Genomic DNA, 17109 nt, shown 5'->3' on the forward strand with positions numbered 1-17109 from the left:
TTGCGCGTCAGTAGGCGAAGGTCAGGGGGGCGTCGTCGTCGGCACCACCGAGCGTCACGTCCGGCGGCTCCTCGAAGGGCTCCGCGCCCTTCTTCACGTAGGTGACCAGGAGCTTGACCTCGATCACCGCCAGCACGGCGTAGAGCGCGGTCAGCACGATGAGCGACGTCGCCGCCTCGAAGGTGCTGACGCCGGGGGAGACGCCCGACTCGGTCGTCATCAGCCCGAAGACGACCCAGGGCTGACGGCCCATCTCGGTGAAGATCCACCCCCACGACGACGCGAAGGTCGTCGCGATCGGGAGGCTCAGCCCGAGCCAGCCGAGCCAGCGGACGCCGGGCGTGCGGCCCTTGCGGGTCAGCCACAGGATCAGCGCGGCCCCGCCTGCGGCGAAGAAGCCGAGGCCCATCATGAAGCGGAACGACCAGTAGGTGACCGGGATGACGGGCACGTAGTCGGCGTCGCTCTGCGCCGGGTCCGCGCTGTCGAGCGAGCCGTACTTCTCGGCGTACTCCTCCTTGAGCGGGTTGATGCCCTGCACGGTGCCGTCGAAGGAGCCCGTGCCGAGGAAGGACAGCAGGCACGGCACGGTCACGGCGAACTTCTCGTGCTGCCCGTCGGGCGTGCCGATGGTGAGGATGGAGAACGGCGCACAGCCCTCGCTGGTCTCGTAGAGGCCCTCGGCGGCGGCCATCTTCATCGGCTGCACCTCGGTCATCACCTTGCCCTGGAGGTCACCGGTGATGGCGACGCCGAGGCCGGCGAGCAGGGTCACGGCGGCGCCGATCCGGATGGCGCGGTGGTAGAGCGGGCGGTCGGCCTCGTGCTTCTTCTTCATGTAGAGGTACGCCGAGACGCCGAGCAGGAAGGCCCCCGCGGTCATGTACGCCGCGAAGATCACGTGCGGGAACGTGACGACCTGCACCTTGTTGAACATCACCGCCCAGAAGTCGGTCAGCTCGGCGCGGCCCGACTCGGGGTTGAAGCGGTAGCCGACGGGGTGCTGCATCCATGAGTTCGCCGCGAGGATGAACCACGACGACGCGAGGGTGCCGAGGTGGACCAGCCACATGCAGGCGGCGTGCAGGCCGCGGGGGAGCTTGTCCCAGCCGAAGATCCAGAGACCGAGGAACGTCGACTCGAGGAAGAATGCGAGCAGGCCCTCGACGGCCAGCGGGGCGCCGAACACGTCCCCGACGAAGCGGGAGTAGTCCGACCAGTTCATGCCGAACTGGAACTCCTGCACGATGCCGGTCACCACGCCGATCGCGAAGTTGATGAGGAAGAGCTTGCCGAAGAACTTCGTCAGCCGGAGGTAGTCCTCCTTGCCGGTGCGCACCCACGCCGTCTCCAGCCCGGCGATGACGGCGGTCAGCCCGATCGTCAGCGGCACGAAGAGGAAGTGGTAGACGGTGATGATCCCGAACTGCCAGCGAGCGATGTCGAGCACGTCCATGGGCACCCTTTGTGTCGGTCTGCGGCGCAGAGTTACTACGAATTGTAGTAGATACTACGACGTGTCGTACTTTTGCGCACAGGGCACCTAGACTCCTGTTCCATGAGTCCAAGGTCCCGGATGGGTGAGCTCGAGCAGGCCGTCCTCGAGGTGCTGTGGGACCTGCGCTCGGCCAGCGGCCGTGAGGTGCACGCGAAGCTCGCCGACCGCGGCGGCCGGGAGCTCGCCTACACGACCGTGATGACGGTGCTCGACCGGTTGGCCCGCAAGGACGTCGTGGTCCGCGAGCGCGAGGGCCGCGCCTTCCGCTACGCGCCGCGCCGCTCGCGCGCCGAGATGACCGCGGAGGTGATGCGCGAGGCCCTCGACGGCACCGGCGCCGACCGCGACCAGGCCCTCGTCTCCTTCGTGGGCGAGGCCAGCGACGAGGACCTCGCCGCTCTCCGCCGCGCGCTCGCCGACCTCGCCTGATCCCGGGCCTGACCTCGCGCCGTGCTCACCCCTGTCGTGCTCGGGGGCCTCGCCGTGCTGCTCGCGGGGCCGGTGCCCTGGGTGCTCTCGCGCTGGCGCGGGCTGCGCCGTACGCCGGCCGCGGCGATGCTGCTGTGGCAGAGCACCGCGGCGGCGGCCGTGCTGGCCGCTCTCGGCGCCGGCCTGTCGCTGGCCACCGACCGGCTCTGGGAGCCGCCGGTCGCCGGGCACGACGTCGTCGTGGCCGTGCTGGCCGGAGCCGTCACCGCCGTCGTCGTCGCGCGCCTGCTGTGGAGCGGCCACCGCACCGGTACGGCGCTGCGCCGGATGCGTCGGCTCCACCGTGAGCGCGTCGACCTCGTCGCCAGCCGCGACGAGGGGGTCTCCGTGCTGGAGCACGACCTGCCGGTGGCCTACTGCGTGCCGGGGATGAGCGGCTCGCGGATCGTCGTCTCGCGCTCGACCCTGACGAGCCTGGCCCCGGCCGAGCTCGCTGCGGTCATCGAGCACGAGCGCTCGCACCTGCGGGCCCGGCACGACCTGGTGCTCGAGGCCTTCACCGTGCTGCACCGCGCGTTCCCGCGCTGGGTGGCGAGTCGCGCGGCTCGCGCGGAGGTCGAGGTGCTGGTCGAGGTGCTCGCCGACCGCGCCGCCGTACGACGGGGGGACCGGCGCGCGCTGCTCTCCGCGCTGGTCGCGCTGGCCGGGTCGTCGGCACCGGCCGGCGCCCTCGGGTCGGCCGGCTCGCTGGCGGCCCGCGCCGAGGTGCTGCGCGACGAGGGCAACCACCGGCTCCAGGCCGGCTCCGTGGTGCTGCTCGCGGGCGCGATCCTGGCGCTCCCGACGGTGCTCGTGGTGCTGCCCTGGCTCTCCGGTCTGCGCTGAGCGCAGGACGAGCCCGGACAACGGGAAGGGCCCCGGCGGATCGCTCCGCCGGGGCCCTCCCGTCCTTCAGACCAGCTGTGCTCCTGGATCAGCGAACGATCCGGAAGTAGAGCTCGTCCCTGCTGCTCTTCACCGTGTCGGACCCCTTGTAGGCGGCAGTGACGCGGTGCTTGCCCGCACGCAGCGGGTCCTTGAACGTGACCACGAGCCGACCGTCGTCGAGCTTCTTGGTCGCGATCTTGACGCCGTCGATGCGGACGACGACCTTGCCCTCGGGCTTCTCGCCCTTGGCCTTGACCTTCACGATGACCTTGAAGTCCTCGCCCACGGTCGGCGTCTTGGGCTTCACCTTGGCGATGGTCTTCGAGGCGACCGGCTCCGGCTCCGGGGTCGGAGTCGGGGTCGGGGTCGGGGTGGTCGGCGTGGCGCAGACCTGGACCTTGACGTTGTCGACGTACCAGCCGTCGACACCGCCGCAGCCGTCACGGCCCATGTCGAAGCGGACCATCACCGTGTCACCGGCCTTGGCAACCTTGCCGAGGTCGATGATCGAAGTGCCCCACGAGCCACCGACCTGGCCGCCGTCGGTGCCCGTCCAGGCCGCCTCGTTGGCCATCGGCTTGGTGCCGGCGTCCATCGTGCCGGCCGGGGCGTTGAAGAGGTACGCGCTGGCCGGGACCAGCGTGAACGCTCCACCGTTGACGCTCACCTTGACGTTGCCGCCGTCGTACTTCGCCTCCGATGCCATGTAGTGGTCCCACTGGATGCGGGGCGTGGTGCCCGCGGGGACCGTGATGGCGGGGGAGATGAGGCCGTTGCGGCTGGTCAGGTCACCAGCTGCACCCGAGCAGCTGCCGCCCTGCGGGTCGGGACCGTAGGCCACGCCACCCGTGTGCTTCGGCGCCGAGGTAGAGGCCTCCCACGGGACGCTGGAGCCGCCCGGGTAGGTCACGACCTGGTCCTGGGTCCAGCCGGCGAGGCCGTCCTCGAAGTCCTCCGACCAGGTGGTGGAGGTCGTGGTGCCCGCACCGCAGCTCAGCGCCGGGGCGCCGGGCTTGAGCAGGGGCTGCCAGGCGCACTCGGCGCTCGGGTCGAGGCGCAGCTCGGTCTCGTCGATGACATCGGCGAGCATCGCGCAGTCCTCCTCCGTCGTGCCGCCGGCGATCACCTCGGGGTCTGAGACGCCACCGTCATGGCCGTCAGCGGCCTGCGGGTTGCCGAGCGAGAGCTCCTCGAGCGAGACGCCCTGCAGGTCCTCGCACGAGGCCTCCAGGCCGTCGGCCAGGTCGGGGAAGTACGACGTGGGCGTGAGGTAGTTGGTCTGGGTGTGCCAGAACAGCCACCCGGCCTTGTCGAGCCCGATGCCGGTGCCCTGGCCGTCCATGCCGTCGACCAGGAGGGCGAACGTGCGGTTGACCACGCCGGAGTTGGTGTGGACACCACCCGAGTCCTCGTCGCCGCAGACGTACTCCTCGTCCGAGACCTTGCCCGGGTCGCCGTAGCAGTTCGGGTTCCACATGTCGCGGATCGCACCACCGAAGGCGGGGTCGGACTCGCCGGAGAGCCAGCGGTGGGTCGGGTCCGCGTCGCCCGGCTGGGCGGCGATGTGGAAGCTGACCGGGCCACCGGCGTTCTTGAACTTCGTGCCGTCCGCGTTGGAGACCATCACGCCGTAGAGATCGGACTCGCCGGCGATGGAGCCGAGCGCGCCGGTGGGCGTGTTGCCGACGACGATGCCGGTGGCACCGGCGTCCTCGGCGTTGGCGATCTTGGTGGCGAAGGTGCAGGTGCCACGGTCGACGTAGACCCAGTTGCCGTTGATCGCGGCGGCGTTGCTCAGCGCGGAGCAGCCGTCGGTGGTCGTCGGGCCGTCGGCGTTGGCCGCGTCGGTGCCGACCACTGCGGTGGCGTCGACGCCGGTCTGGGTGATGACCGGGCCGAACGAGGCCGGGACGTTGACGCACGGACCGGCGATCGAGGCCGGGGCCGTGATCGTCATGTCGGTCAGCGAGCGGGTGTAGTCCGAGCAGGTGCCCGGGGTGCGGTAGACGGTGCCGTCGGTCGAGTTGGGCTCGCCCACCTCGTTCATGCGGTTGTTGAGCATGTCGACGGTCTCGCCCCAGATGTCGGAGTACGCCTCGTTCATCGCGCCCGCCTGCCACTGGTAGATCAGGCCGGAGGTGGACTCGGTGTAGGCGTGGCCCCACTCGTGGGCGACGGTGTCGTCACCGGTGACGCCGGAGCAGTAGTTGGTGGTGACGCCGTTCCAGTTGGCGTTGGGGCAGTCGATGGTCGGGTCGTTGTTGACCGTGATCATCTGGCCACCCTGGCCGTCCCAGGCGTTGTAGCCGAAGGAGTTGCGGAACAGCCAGTAGGCCTCGCCCGTGCCGAGGACCTCGTTCTGCTGGTCCTGGTCGAGCGTGCCGGGGAAGTCGTCGCCCTCGACGTAGACCTCGTCGTAGTCGACCGTGTCGTCGTCGGGGTCGGTCGGCGTGCCGTTGTCGTTGAGGGACGCCTCGTAGAGCGCGCGGTCGAGCGCGTCGGCCATCATCGACCAGCGGTTGAGCGGCTTGCCGGTGGCGGCGTCGAGGATGAGGGTCTCGCGGACCGTCTTCTTGTTCCACACCTCGACGGCCCAGGCGAGCTTGCTGTCGCCGTCGATGCCGCGCGGGGAGCCGGTGCGGTAGACGACGAGCTCGGCCTTGCGGACCTCGAGGTTCTTCTTGAAGCCCGACGGGCCGCCGTCCTCGTAGCCGGCGGGACGGGCCTTGACGGCCTCGAGCGCCTTGGCCGAGGCGTCGGCCTGGGAGATGCGGGGCGTCACGTCGAGCGAGAGGCCGGGCGCGACGAAGCCGTTGACGGCGGTCAGGTCGCCGTCGGTGTCGACGTGGGCCTTCAGCTCACCGGCGAAGACGGGCACGCCCTTGTAGGACTGGGCGAAGGTGATCGACCAGCCGGACTTGCCGGCGTAGACCTCGGTCTGCTTCAGCTCCGCGGCGCGGGCGCCGAAGGCCGGAGCGAACTCGTCGAGGTAGGCGCTCGCCTTCGCGATGGCGCCCTGGCGACCCTCGGCGGCGACGCCGGGCATCAGGTCGGCGTTCGTGCCCTCGGCGCGGGCGAAGCCGACGCGTCCGGTGGCGGGGTTCGACCTCAGGTCGACGGTGCCGGACGCGGCCTCGCGCAGGCGGCTGACGGACGACTGGTCCGCCTTGCTCGCCGGCGCGGCGGCTTGTGCGCCCAGCACAGGCTGGGCGGCGAGCCCAGCTGCGATGAGAGCGAGGCCGAGGGTGATTCCCTGGCCTCGGTTGAGCTGCTTCAAAAGAGTGACCTCTCGCTCGCACCCGGAATCCCATTCCCGAGTGATCTGGGCCACCATATGGACACCTGCCGTTAGCGGGAAGACCTGCAACCGGTGTTTCACCCGTAAGTCGCACCCCGAACGGGAAAGTTTTCGGCTGCGGGGGCATTTCACCGCCTTTGGGGTGACGGTCGACACGGAGATGCGTCACACGGACATCGCCGGGGGCGCTCGCGTACGCACCGCCACGACACGCAGCCCTGTGATCCGTGTGGCTGGTGTGACTTGGCCGTAGGGTCGGACCATGGCGACCCGTACGTCTTCCCCGCCGGGGTCGCGGAGCTCGAGCACGTCTGGATCCAAGAGCAGGAACAAGGGTTCGAGCACCCGATCACGGAGTACCAGCAAGCGCCCCAGCCCCGCGAAGGGCCGGAGCCGGTCGAGCGCGTCCTCGCGCCGTCCCGCAGCGCGTCCGGCACCGCGTGCCGTGCGCAACGGGCCGGGCCCCGTCGCGCGCAGCTTCGGCGCGCTGGGTCGCGGCGTCGCCGCGGTCTGGCTCGGCATCGCGCACGCGGTGGGTGCGGTCGCCCGGTCGATCGGGCAGTCCGCCCGCGACCTCGACCCCGAGCACCGTCGCGACGGCGTCGGCCTCTTCCTCTTCGGGCTCGCCACCGTGGTCGCTGCCGCGGTGTGGTGGCAGCTGCCCGGGGGAGTGATGGACTTCGCCCGCTCGGTCACCGCAGGCGCGGTGGGCAAGGTCGGCTGGTTCGTCCCGCTCTTCCTCGTCTACGCCGGCTGGCGCACGCTCCGCGACCCCGAGCGCAACGGCCCGGCCGGTCGACAGGTCATCGGCTGGGCGGCGTTCGCGCTCGGCCTGCTCGGCATCGTGCACATCGCCAACGGCAACCCGCAGCCCGTGCTCGGCGACGCCACCAACCTCCAGTCCGCCGGCGGCGCGGTCGGCTACGTCACCTCGAGCCTGCTGCTCGACCTGATGCAGACGTCGTACGTCGTGGTGCCGCTGCTGGTCCTGCTGGCCGCCTTCGGCATCCTGATCATCACCGCCACGCCGGTCTACCAGATCCCGGTGAAGCTGGCCGCGCTGCGCGACAAGGCGCTCGGCCGCACCCCGGTCGAGGAGCCCGCGGCCGACGAGGTCACCAAGCCCGTCCGCACGCGTCGTCGCTCGATGCTCGACGACGACGTCGACCCCGAGATGGGCGACCCCGCCTACGACAGCCCGGTCCTCGCGGACCGCGAGCTGAAGAAGCGGCGCAAGAAGAAGGACGCCGAACCCGAGGAGGACTACGGCATCGACCTCTTCGCCGACGCGCCCACCGAGGTGACCCCGGCCGTCGACGCCCCCCAGGGCAAGGACGAGACCGGCACCCTCGAGCCGCCGCCGCACACGCCGCTGCCCGCGCGAGTCGAGCAGCTGGCGCTGTCCGGCGACATCACCTACTCCCTGCCCGACAACTCCGCGCTCAAGCCCGGCTCCGTGCACAAGGCGCGGTCCAAGGCCAGCGACGCGGTCGTCGAGCGGCTGATGCAGGTGATGGACGAGTTCGGCATCGACGCCACCGTCACCGGCTACACGCGTGGCCCGACGGTCACCCGCTACGAGGTAGAGCTCGGCCCCGCGGTGAAGGTCGAGAAGGTCACCGCGCTGTCGAAGAACATCGCCTACGCGGTCGCCTCGGCCGACGTGCGGATCCTCAGCCCGATCCCCGGCAAGTCCGCGATCGGCATCGAGATCCCCAACACCGACAAGGAGATCGTCTCCCTCGGCGACGTGCTCCGGTCCACCACCGCACGCTCGGACCACCACCCGATGGTGGCCGGCCTCGGTAAGGACGTCGAGGGCGGCTTCGTCGTCGCCAACATGGCGAAGATGCCGCACCTGCTGGTCGCCGGTGCCACCGGCTCCGGAAAGTCGTCGTTCATCAACTCGCTGATCACCTCGATCCTGATGCGCGCGACGCCCGACGAGGTGCGGATGATCATGGTCGACCCCAAGCGGGTCGAGCTGAACGCCTACGAGGGCGTGCCGCACCTGATCACGCCGATCATCACCAACCCGAAGAAGGCCGCCGAGGCGCTGGCCTGGGTCGTGCGCGAGATGGACATGCGCTACGACGACCTGGCCAACTTCGGCTTCCGCCACATCGACGACTTCAACAAGGCGGTGCGGGCCGGCAAGGTCGAGGTGCCCGCGGGCAGCGAGCGCACGCTCACGCCGTACCCGTACCTCCTGGTCATCGTCGACGAGCTCGCCGACCTGATGATGGTCTCGCCGCGCGACGTGGAGGACTCGGTCGTCCGCATCACCCAGCTGGCGCGTGCCGCCGGCATCCACCTGGTGCTGGCCACGCAGCGCCCGTCGGTCGACGTGGTGACCGGCCTGATCAAGGCCAACGTGCCCTCGCGCCTGGCGTTCGCCACCAGCTCGCTCGGCGACAGCCGCGTCATCCTCGACCAGCCCGGTGCCGAGAAGCTGGTCGGCCAGGGTGACGGCTTGTTCCTGCCGATGGGTGCCTCGAAGCCGGTGCGCGTCCAGGGGTCGTGGGTCACCGAGGCCGAGATCCACCAGGTCGTCAAGCACTGCAAGGACCAGCTCGAGCCGACCTACGTCGAGGACGTCACGGCTCCCAAGGAGTCCAAGCGCGAGCTCGACGACGACATCGGCGACGACATGGAGCTCGTGGTGCAGGCCATCGAGCTGGTCGTCTCCACGCAGTTCGGCTCGACGTCGATGCTGCAGCGCAAGCTGCGCGTCGGCTTCGCGAAGGCCGGCCGGCTGATGGACATCATGGAGAGCCGTGGTGTCGTCGGCCCGAGCGAGGGCTCCAAGGCGCGTGACGTCCTGGTCAAGCCCGACGAGCTCGATTCCGTGATCGCCACGTTGGAGGGGGGAGCCTGATGAGCACGGTCCTGAACGAGAACGACGTCGTCGACGACCACATCGCGGGTGCCGGGCCCGCTGCGGTCCCCGACCACGTGGAGGTACGCCGCCATGCCGGCCTCGCCGCCGTGGTCGGCCTGACCGCGTCGGCGGTCGCCATCGCCTACCTCGGGCGCGCCACCCAGACGGGCTCGGTCCTCGACTGGGCGTTCGCCATCGGGATGGGCCTGCTCGGCGGCTACTGGCTGGCCGGCTTCGTCGACGCACGCACGCCGCTCCTGGTGGCCGACGCGCAGGGGATCCGGATCCGGCTCGGCCGCGCGTGGCGCGGACTGCCCTGGACGGCGGTCCACCACGTCGAGCACACGCCGCGCCGCGGGCTGCTGCGCGACGGCCGGCTCGTCGTGGTGCCGCACAACCTCGAGCTGATCGAGGCGGAGCTGACCGGTGCCGGGAAGCGCCACACCGCCTTCTCGCGGCTGCTGCACGGTGCACCGTTCGCGGTGCCGCTGGGCCTGTCGACGCGCGTCGTCGGCGCCGACGGCGACCTGTCCGAGGCGCTGGGCCGGGTGGCCCGCGACGCCAGCCAGATCGTCGTACTGGAGCCGGAGGTCGCGGACGACATCACGGACGAGGTTGCCGACGAGGTGGTGGAGCCCGAGGTCGAGGACACGCTCGTGGCCAGCCCGACGCCGGCCGCGCTGCGTGAGTCGACGTCCGCGCGCCGCTCCGAGGTGCGCCGCGACTTCGTGGCGGCCGAGGACCTCGACGAGCTCGACGGGCGCGAGCTGCGCCGTCCCGGCCGGGTCAGCCTGGTCGAGGAGAAGGAGACGTGGGGCGACCGCGTCCGCGCCATCGCCCGTCCGGGTGAGCCGGTCGAGCCGCTCGTGCTCGACGACTTCGAGGTCGAGCCCGCCGAGGACCCGGTCATCGGTCCCGAGCTCGCCGCGGCCCGCACCCGTCTGGGCCTCACCGTCGACCAGCTCGCCGAGCGCACCCGGATCCGCCCGCACGTGATCGAGGCCGTCGAGGTCGACGACTTCGAGCCCTGCGGCGGCGACTTCTACGCGCGCGGTCACCTGCGCACCCTCGCCCGGGTGCTCGGCATCGACGTGGCTCCGCTGCTCGCGTCCTACGACGAGCGCTACGCGCACGCGCCGATCAACCCGCGCCGCGTCTTCGAGGCCGAGCTGGCCACCGGGGCCAACGGCTCGATCCGCGGCACGCGCGGCGGCCCGAACTGGTCGGTGCTCGTGGCCGTGGTGATGGCGCTGGTGCTCTGCTGGTCGATCGCCCGCCTCGTCATGGACACCCCGCCCGAGCTGCGCGGCAACACGCCCGTGCTCAACGGGTCCGGCGGACCGGAGGGGACGGGCAACGCGCCGGTCGCCGACCCGGTGGCTGTGGTGGTCACTGCCCCGTCGGGCGGTGCGCAGGTCGTCGTACGCGACGCGTCCGGCGCGATCGTCTTCAAGGGCGCCCTGGCCGTCGGCCAGTCGCGCGAGCTGAAGGCTTCCCCGCCCGTGCGGGTGGGGTCGACCGACGGCGCCGTGACCGTGTCGCTCGCCGGAGGCAAGGCGCGTGCGGTGGGCGAGCCCGGGGTCGAGGGCCAGGGCACGTTCGTCGCCGACTGACCTCGCGGACGAGTCGTGAGTCTGCTCACCGCGCCGCGGGTGAGGGACCACGGCCTGTGACCCGGCATACTCACGAGTGCGATGACGACTGACACCGAGCTGCCCCCCACCCCGCTCAACGTCGCTGTGGTGACGCTGGGCTGTGCCCGCAACGAGGTCGACTCCGAGGAGCTCGCCGGGCGCCTCGAGGCCGGCGGCTTCGTGCTGGTCGAGGACCCCGAGGACGCCGACACGGTCCTGGTCAACACGTGCGGCTTCGTGGAGGCCGCGAAGAAGGACTCCGTCGACACGCTGCTGGAGGCCGCCGACCTGAAGGAGCACGGCAAGGCGCAGGCCGTCGTCGCGGTCGGCTGCCTGGCCGAGCGCTACGGCAAGGACCTCGCCGAGTCGCTGCCCGAGGCCGACGCGGTGCTGGGCTTCGACGACTACCCCGACATCGCCTCGAAGCTGCGCGCGATCGTCGGAGGCGAGACCCACCACCCGCACACGCCGTCCGACCGCCGCCTGCTCCTGCCGATCTCGCCCGTTGAACGGCAGGGCGAGCGCGACGCGTCGGGCATCTCGGTGCCCGGCCACGAGGCTGTCGCTGCCGACACCAGCGAGATCGGCGCCGGCGCGCCCGCGACCGGCCCCCGTGCCGTACGACGACGCCTCGACGCGGGCCCGATGGCGCCGCTCAAGCTGGCGAGCGGCTGCGACCGCCGCTGCACGTTCTGCGCGATCCCGAGCTTCCGCGGGTCGTTCGTCAGCCGCCGGCCCAGCGACGTGGTCAACGAGGCCCAGTGGCTGGCCACCCAGGGCGTCAAGGAGCTCTTCCTCGTCAGCGAGAACTCCACGTCCTACGGCAAGGACCTGGGCGACCTGCGGCTGCTCGAGACGATGCTCCCCGAGCTGTCGGGGATCGACGGCATCGAGCGGGTGCGCGTCTCCTACCTCCAGCCCGCGGAGACCCGGCCGGGCCTGATCGAGGCGATCGCGTCGACCCCGGGCGTGGTGCCGTACTTCGACCTCTCCTTCCAGCACGCCAGCGCCACGGTGCTGCGCCGGATGCGCCGCTTCGGCGACCCGGAGAGCTTCCTCGGCCTGCTCGACCAGATCCGCACGCTGGCGCCGCTGGCGGGCGTCCGCTCCAACGTGATCGTCGGCTTCCCCGGCGAGACCGAGGAGGAGCTCGAGACGCTGTGCGACTTCCTCGAGGCGGCTCGCATGGACGTCACCGGTGTCTTCGGCTACTCCGACGAGGACGGCACGGAGGCCGCCGGCTTCGCCGACGACCTCAAGCTCGACGAGGACGAGATCCGCGCCCGCACCGAGCACGTGACCGCCCTCGTGGAGGAGCTCAACGCCCAGCGGGCCGAGGAGCGCATCGGCGAGGAGGTCGAGGTGCTCGTCGAGTCCGTGGACGGTGACGTCGAGGGACGGGCGGCCCACCAGGGCCCCGAGGTGGACGGTACGACGCTGCTCACCGGCGCGGAGGGTGCCCGGGTCGGCGACCTGCTGAGCGCGACCGTCACCGGCACCGACGGCGTCGACCTGATCGCGCGAGTGAACGGAGCCCCCCGATGACCACCGACCCGACGAGCTCCGAGCAGCGCCAGGTGTCGAACTTCAACATCGCCAACGTGCTCACCACGCTGCGCATCATCATGGTGCCGTTCTTCGGCTGGGCGCTCCTGCACGACGGCGGCGACTCCGTCACGTGGCGCTGGGTCTCGTTCGTGATCTTCGCGATCGCGATGATCACCGACAAGATCGACGGCGATCTCGCGCGCAAGCACGACCTCGTCACCGACTTCGGCAAGATCGCCGACCCGATCGCCGACAAGGCAATCACCGGGATGGCGTTCATCGGCCTCTCGATCGTCGGCGACATCTGGTGGTGGGTCACGATCGTGGTGCTGCTGCGCGAGTGGAGCGTCACGCTGCTGCGCCTCTCGGTGCTCAAGTCCGTGGTGATCCCGGCGGCGATGAGCGGCAAGATCAAGACGGTGCTCCAGGCGATCGCACTGTCCGGCCTCACCTGGCCGCTGCCGCACGGCGACGCGCACGGCGGCGCCTTCGACATCTGGCCCGGCCCGCTGGGCGAGGTGCTCTTCTACGCCAGCCAGGTGCTGCTCGCCGGCGCCGTCGCGATGACGCTGTGGTCGGGCTGGGAGTTCGTCCGCGAGGTGCGCAACCAGCGGGTACGCACGGCCTGATCCGGCCCGTCGGAGAACACTGACCGAAAGGTCGGGAAAACCTACTTTGGTGGGGTCTGGCAGCGCTTTCATTCGGCTAGGGTGACGGCCCACTCACCCGACGAAAGGCCCTTGATCTCGTGTCAGCATCACGACGAGGACGCCGCTTCGCCCTGGCTTCGACGATGACGGGGCTGCTCGCAGCACCTCTCGCCGTGGTCACGACGGCAGCGCCCGCGCACGCAGCTCCGGTCACCATCCAGGTCCTGGCCACCAACGACTTCCACGGCCGCCTCATCAACGAGGACGGCACCGGCGGGACCAGCAACGGCGTCACCGCCGGCGCCGCGATCCTGTCCGGCGCCGTCAAGCAGCTCCGGGCGGCCAACCCCAACACGGTCTTCGCCGCTGCTGGCGACATGATCGGCGCCTCCACCTTCGAGTCCTTCATCCAGCACGACAAGCCGACGCTCGATGCGCTCAACGAGGCCGGCCTCGAGGTCTCGGCGGCTGGCAACCACGAGTTCGACGCGGGCTACGCCGACCTGGTCAACCGGGTCATGAAGCCCGAGGACGCCGCCACCAACCCCGAGGGCGGTGCCGACTGGCAGTACCTCGCGGCCAACGTGCGCAAGAGGTCCGACAACTCCTACGCCCTGCCCGACGTGGCGGCCTCGCCCGGCACGTCCGACGGCGCGACCTGGTACAAGGACTTCGGCAGCGTGCGGGTCGGCTTCGTCGGTGCGGTCACCGAGGACCTGCCGAGCCTCGTCTCGCCCGCCGGCATCGCCGACGTCAAGATCAGCTCGATCGTCCAGGAGGTCAACGCCGGCGCCGCAGCCCTGCGCGCTGACGGTGCCGACGTGGTCGTGATGCTGGTCCACGAGGGCGCGGCGAAGTCCGACTGCGCCAACGTCTCCGACGACAGCACCTTCGGCAAGGTCGTCAAGGGCGTCGCCAGCAACGTGAACGCGATCGTGTCCGGTCACACGCACCTCGCCTACAACTGCACCTACAACAACGTGCCGGTCGTCTCGGCCGGCCAGTACGGCATGGCGCTGAACCAGCTCCAGTTCACGGTCGAGGACACCACGGGTGCCGTCACGTCGGTCACCTCCGACATCAAGTACCTCAAGGCGCAGACCACGCCGTACGCGGCGAACTACCCCGCCGACGCGAACACCACCACGATGGTCAACGACGCGAAGGCCAAGGCCGACGTGCTCGGTGCGGTCGAGCTGGGCAAGGTCGCCGGCGGGTTCAGCCGTGCCAAGCTCAACAACGGCACGACCGAGAACCGCGGCGGAGAGTCGTCGCTCGGCAACCTCGTCGCCGAGGTGCAGCGCTGGGCCACGCAGAACCCCGAGTCCGGCAGCGCGCAGATCGCGTTCATGAACCCCGGCGGCCTCCGCCAGGACATGGTCGGCAACCCTGGCGGCTTCCCGGCGACCCTGACCTACAAGCAGGCCGCCGTCGTCCAGCCGTTCGCCAACACGCTGGTCAACATGAAGCTCACCGGTGCACAGATCAAGACCGTGCTCGAGCAGCAGTGGCAGACCAACCCCGGTGGCCAGGCCCCGAGCCGGCCGTTCCTGCGCCTGGGCACGTCCAAGGGCTTCTTCGCGACCTACGACGCGACCAAGGCCGCGGGCAACCGGGTGACCGGGATGTACCTCAACGGCAAGGCGATCGACCCCGCGACGTCGTACTCCGTCACGGTGAACTCGTTCCTCGCCAGCGGTGGTGACAACTTCCGCGAGCTCGCCAACGGCACGGCCAAGCGCGACACCGGCAAGGTCGACCTGCAGGCGATGGTCGACTACATGGCGGCCAACGCCAAGACCAAGCCGCTGCCCGTCGACCTCGCGCAGCACTTCGTCGGCGTGTCCTGGCCGGCGACCGCACCGCGCTTCTACCGCCTCGGCCAGAAGGTCGAGCTGTCCCTCTCGTCGCTCGCGATGACCGGCGCGACGGACGCCAAGGACGCGACGCTGGCCGTCAAGGCGGGCGACGCCTCGCTGGGCTCGGTGGCCGTGAACAACGCCAACGACGACTCGGTGTTCGACGAGATCGGCAAGGCCGCGGTCTCGCTGAAGCTCAAGGGCAAGGTCAGGTCCGGCAAGCAGGTGCTGACCTTCACCGGTCCCACCACCGGCACGACCTTCTCCCTGCCGATCGACGTCCGCAAGGCCAAGGGCGAGGTCGCGGCCCGCGTGAAGCCCAAGCGGATCGTGATGGGCAAGACCCGCGCGCGGGTGAAGATCAAGGCCTCCGCCCTCGGCATCAGCGCCGTGACCGGCAAGGTCGTGGTCAAGGTCGGTGGGAAGAAGTACACCGTCAAGCTGAAGAAGGGCAAGGCGGTCGTCAAGCTGGCGAAGTTCACCAAGGCTGGCACGAAGCGCGTCGTCGTGAAGTACGCCGGCAGCCGCAAGGTCCGCAGCAAGACCGCGGTCGTCAAGATCAAGGTGCACCGCCGCTGAGGCGCTGACCTCTGAGGCTCGCGGCCCTCGTCCTGCTCAGCGCAGGGCGAGGGCCGCTTGCACGAGGGCGAGGTGGCTGAAGGCCTGGGGGAAGTTGCCGGCCATCCGTCCGTGCTCGGCGTCGTACTCCTCCGAGAGCAGGCCGACGTCGTTGGCCAGGCCGCACAGGCGGTCCATCAGCTCCCCGGCTTCCGTACGACGCCCCGCCGCGGCCAGCGCGGACACCAGCCAGAACGAGCAGGCGAGGAACGGGTGCTCGTGGCCGGGCACCCCGTCGACGCCGGTCTGCGTGCGGTAGCGCAGCAGCAGGCCGTCGCGCATCAGGTCCTCGGTGATCGCGTCGATCGTGCCGAGCACGCGCGGGTCGTCACCGGGCAGGAACCCGACCAGCGGGATGTTCAGCAGCGAGGCGTCGACCTCGGTCGTGTCGTAGTGCTGGGTGAAGGTGCCGCGCTCGGCGTCGTACCCCTTCTCGAGGACCTCCTCGCGCACCCGGTCGCGCAGGTCGCGCCACCGCTCGACCGGCCCCTCGAGGCCGTGGTCCTCGACCGCCTTGACCGCCCGGTCGAAGGCCACCCACACCATCACCCGCGAGTGGGTGAAGTGGCGCTGCGGGCCGCGGATCTCCCACAGCCCGTTGTCCGGCTCGTCCCAGTGCTCGGCCAGCTCGTCGACCAGCGCCCGCTGCAGCGCCCACGAGTTGCGCGTCTCGTCGAGCCCGGCCTGCCGCGCGAGCTCGAGGGCGATCATCACCTCGCCGAGCACGTCGTTCTGCCGCTGGCTCACCGCGCCGTTGCCGATCCGGACGGGCGTGCTGTCGGCGTAGCCGGGCAGGTGCGGCAGCTCGCGCTCGGGCAGCTGGCGGCCGCCGTCGACGGTGTACATGATCTGGAGGTCGGCCGGGTCGCCGGCCACCGCGCGCAGCAGCCAGCGCCGCCAGCCGAGGGCCTCCTCGTCGTAGCCCGCGCCGATCAGCGACTCCAGGGTGAGGGCCGCGTCGCGCAGCCAGCAGAAGCGGTAGTCCCAGTTGCGCTCACCGCCGAAGTCCTCGGGCAGCGACGTGGTGGGCGCCGCGACGATCCCACCCGTCTCCTCGTGGGTCATCAGGAACAGGGTGAGCAGGCTGCGGCGGACCCGGTCGGCGTGCGGCAGGTCGTCGGGCGCCCGCGCGGACCACTCGCGCTGGGCGGCGGTGGTGGCCTCGATCCGGTCGTCGAAGCCGAGGGGTTCGGGCACGTCGCGCCACGAGCGCACCCACGTCGTGGAGAACGTCAGCTCGTCGCCCTCGGTCATGTCGAACTCGTCGCTGTGGTGGCCGTTGTGGCCGTGCGGGAGGTGCGGCCCGCGCAGCACGAGCTTGTCGGGGCCGGCGACGGCGACGACCACCTCGTTGCCGTGGGCGTGCGCCCGGACGACCCAGGGCCGGACCCGGCCGTAGTCGGTGCGCACGACCCAGTCGTGCCGGATCCGCACGGTGCCGCGCGTGCACGTGAGGCGTCGTACGACGTCCGCGCGGCCGTCGCCGGTGGGCATCACGTCGAGCAGCACCACCTCGCCGTCGGCCGTGGTGAACGTCGTCTCCAGAAGAGCGGTGCCGTCGACGTAGCGGCGGCTGGTGGAGACGATCTCGTCCGCCGGAGCCAGCAGCCAGCGACCGTTGTCCTCGGTGCCCAGGAGCGCGGCGAAGCAGGCCGGCGAGTCGAAGCGCGGCAGGCACAGCCAGTCGATCGATCCGTCCCTGCCGACGAGGGCGGCGGTGCCGCGGTCACCGATGAGGGCGTAGTCCTCGATGGGGAGAGCCATGCG

The 17109-nt window shown here is 70.8% G+C and carries 10 protein-coding genes; 7 read left to right on the top strand and 3 right to left on the bottom strand.

The features are described from left to right. Window positions 1–7: 7 nt before the first annotated feature. Complete coding sequence (locus J2X46_RS20875; protein WP_310253985.1) at window positions 8–1456, bottom strand: cytochrome ubiquinol oxidase subunit I; 1449 nt, start codon at window positions 1454–1456, stop codon at window positions 8–10. 102 nt (window positions 1457–1558) lie between these two features. On the opposite strand from J2X46_RS20875, the gene J2X46_RS20880 reads away from it, so the two are divergent. Together J2X46_RS20880 and J2X46_RS20885 are read left to right on the top strand one after the other, a co-directional pair. After that, window positions 1559–1927 (top strand): BlaI/MecI/CopY family transcriptional regulator, encoded by a 369-nt coding sequence (locus J2X46_RS20880; protein WP_310253988.1) that lies wholly within the window; start codon window positions 1559–1561, stop codon window positions 1925–1927. A 21-nt stretch (window positions 1928–1948) separates the two neighbouring features. After that, a complete protein-coding gene (locus J2X46_RS20885; protein WP_310253990.1) occupies window positions 1949–2812 on the top strand; it encodes a M56 family metallopeptidase in 864 nt (287 codons plus the stop codon). An 88-nt stretch (window positions 2813–2900) separates the two neighbouring features. Here J2X46_RS20885 and J2X46_RS20890 read toward each other — a convergent pair whose 3' ends face one another. Beyond that, complete coding sequence (locus tag J2X46_RS20890) at window positions 2901–6131, bottom strand: M4 family metallopeptidase (protein ID WP_310253992.1); 3231 nt, start codon at window positions 6129–6131, stop codon at window positions 2901–2903. Between the two features lie 283 nt (window positions 6132–6414). On the opposite strand from J2X46_RS20890, the gene J2X46_RS20895 reads away from it, so the two are divergent. The 5 genes from J2X46_RS20895 (at window position 6415) to J2X46_RS20915 (ending at window position 15303) form a co-directional block, all read left to right on the top strand. Then, the gene (locus J2X46_RS20895) at window positions 6415–9030 is read left to right on the top strand and encodes a DNA translocase FtsK 4TM domain-containing protein (protein WP_310253994.1); all 2616 of its coding nucleotides are present in this window, start codon (window positions 6415–6417) and stop codon (window positions 9028–9030) included. Continuing rightward, entirely contained in the window at window positions 9030–10646 is a 1617-nt protein-coding gene (locus J2X46_RS20900; RefSeq protein ID WP_310253996.1) for a helix-turn-helix domain-containing protein, read from the top strand. The genes J2X46_RS20895 and J2X46_RS20900 overlap by 1 nt, the downstream gene beginning before the upstream one ends. Window positions 10647–10727: 81 nt before the next feature. Then, window positions 10728–12212 (top strand): 30S ribosomal protein S12 methylthiotransferase RimO, encoded by a 1485-nt coding sequence (gene rimO / locus J2X46_RS20905; protein WP_310253997.1) that lies wholly within the window; start codon window positions 10728–10730, stop codon window positions 12210–12212. After that, window positions 12209–12844, top strand: coding sequence for a CDP-diacylglycerol--glycerol-3-phosphate 3-phosphatidyltransferase (pgsA, locus tag J2X46_RS20910; RefSeq protein ID WP_310253999.1), 636 nt, complete (start codon window positions 12209–12211; stop codon window positions 12842–12844). The genes rimO and pgsA overlap by 4 nt, the downstream gene beginning before the upstream one ends. A 164-nt stretch (window positions 12845–13008) precedes the next feature. Next, window positions 13009–15303, top strand: coding sequence for a bifunctional UDP-sugar hydrolase/5'-nucleotidase (locus tag J2X46_RS20915; RefSeq protein WP_310254001.1), 2295 nt, complete (start codon window positions 13009–13011; stop codon window positions 15301–15303). Window positions 15304–15339: 36 nt separating this feature from the next. On the opposite strand, the gene J2X46_RS20920 is transcribed toward J2X46_RS20915, so the two are convergent. After that, window positions 15340–17106, bottom strand: a complete 1767-nt coding sequence (locus J2X46_RS20920) for a glycoside hydrolase family 15 protein (RefSeq protein ID WP_310254003.1) — start codon at window positions 17104–17106, stop codon at window positions 15340–15342. Window positions 17107–17109: the final 3 nt, after the last annotated feature.

This window comes from Nocardioides sp. BE266 (assembly GCF_031457855.1).
Lineage (GTDB): Bacteria > Actinomycetota > Actinomycetes > Propionibacteriales > Nocardioidaceae > Nocardioides.

What these genes read in the sequence shown, in the direction of transcription:
- J2X46_RS20875 (WP_310253985.1), bottom strand. Translation starts at nt 1,456, where the DNA reads ATGGACGTGCTCGACATCGCTCGCTGGCAGTTCGGGATCATCACCGTC.
- J2X46_RS20880 (WP_310253988.1), top strand. Translation starts at nt 1,559, where the DNA reads ATGAGTCCAAGGTCCCGGATGGGTGAGCTCGAGCAGGCCGTCCTCGAG.
- J2X46_RS20895 (WP_310253994.1), top strand. Translation starts at nt 6,415, where the DNA reads ATGGCGACCCGTACGTCTTCCCCGCCGGGGTCGCGGAGCTCGAGCACG.
- J2X46_RS20900 (WP_310253996.1), top strand. Translation starts at nt 9,030, where the DNA reads ATGAGCACGGTCCTGAACGAGAACGACGTCGTCGACGACCACATCGCG.
- rimO (WP_310253997.1), top strand. Translation starts at nt 10,728, where the DNA reads ATGACGACTGACACCGAGCTGCCCCCCACCCCGCTCAACGTCGCTGTG.
- pgsA (WP_310253999.1), top strand. Translation starts at nt 12,209, where the DNA reads ATGACCACCGACCCGACGAGCTCCGAGCAGCGCCAGGTGTCGAACTTC.
- J2X46_RS20915 (WP_310254001.1), top strand. Translation starts at nt 13,009, where the DNA reads ATGACGGGGCTGCTCGCAGCACCTCTCGCCGTGGTCACGACGGCAGCG.
- J2X46_RS20920 (WP_310254003.1), bottom strand. Translation starts at nt 17,106, where the DNA reads ATGGCTCTCCCCATCGAGGACTACGCCCTCATCGGTGACCGCGGCACC.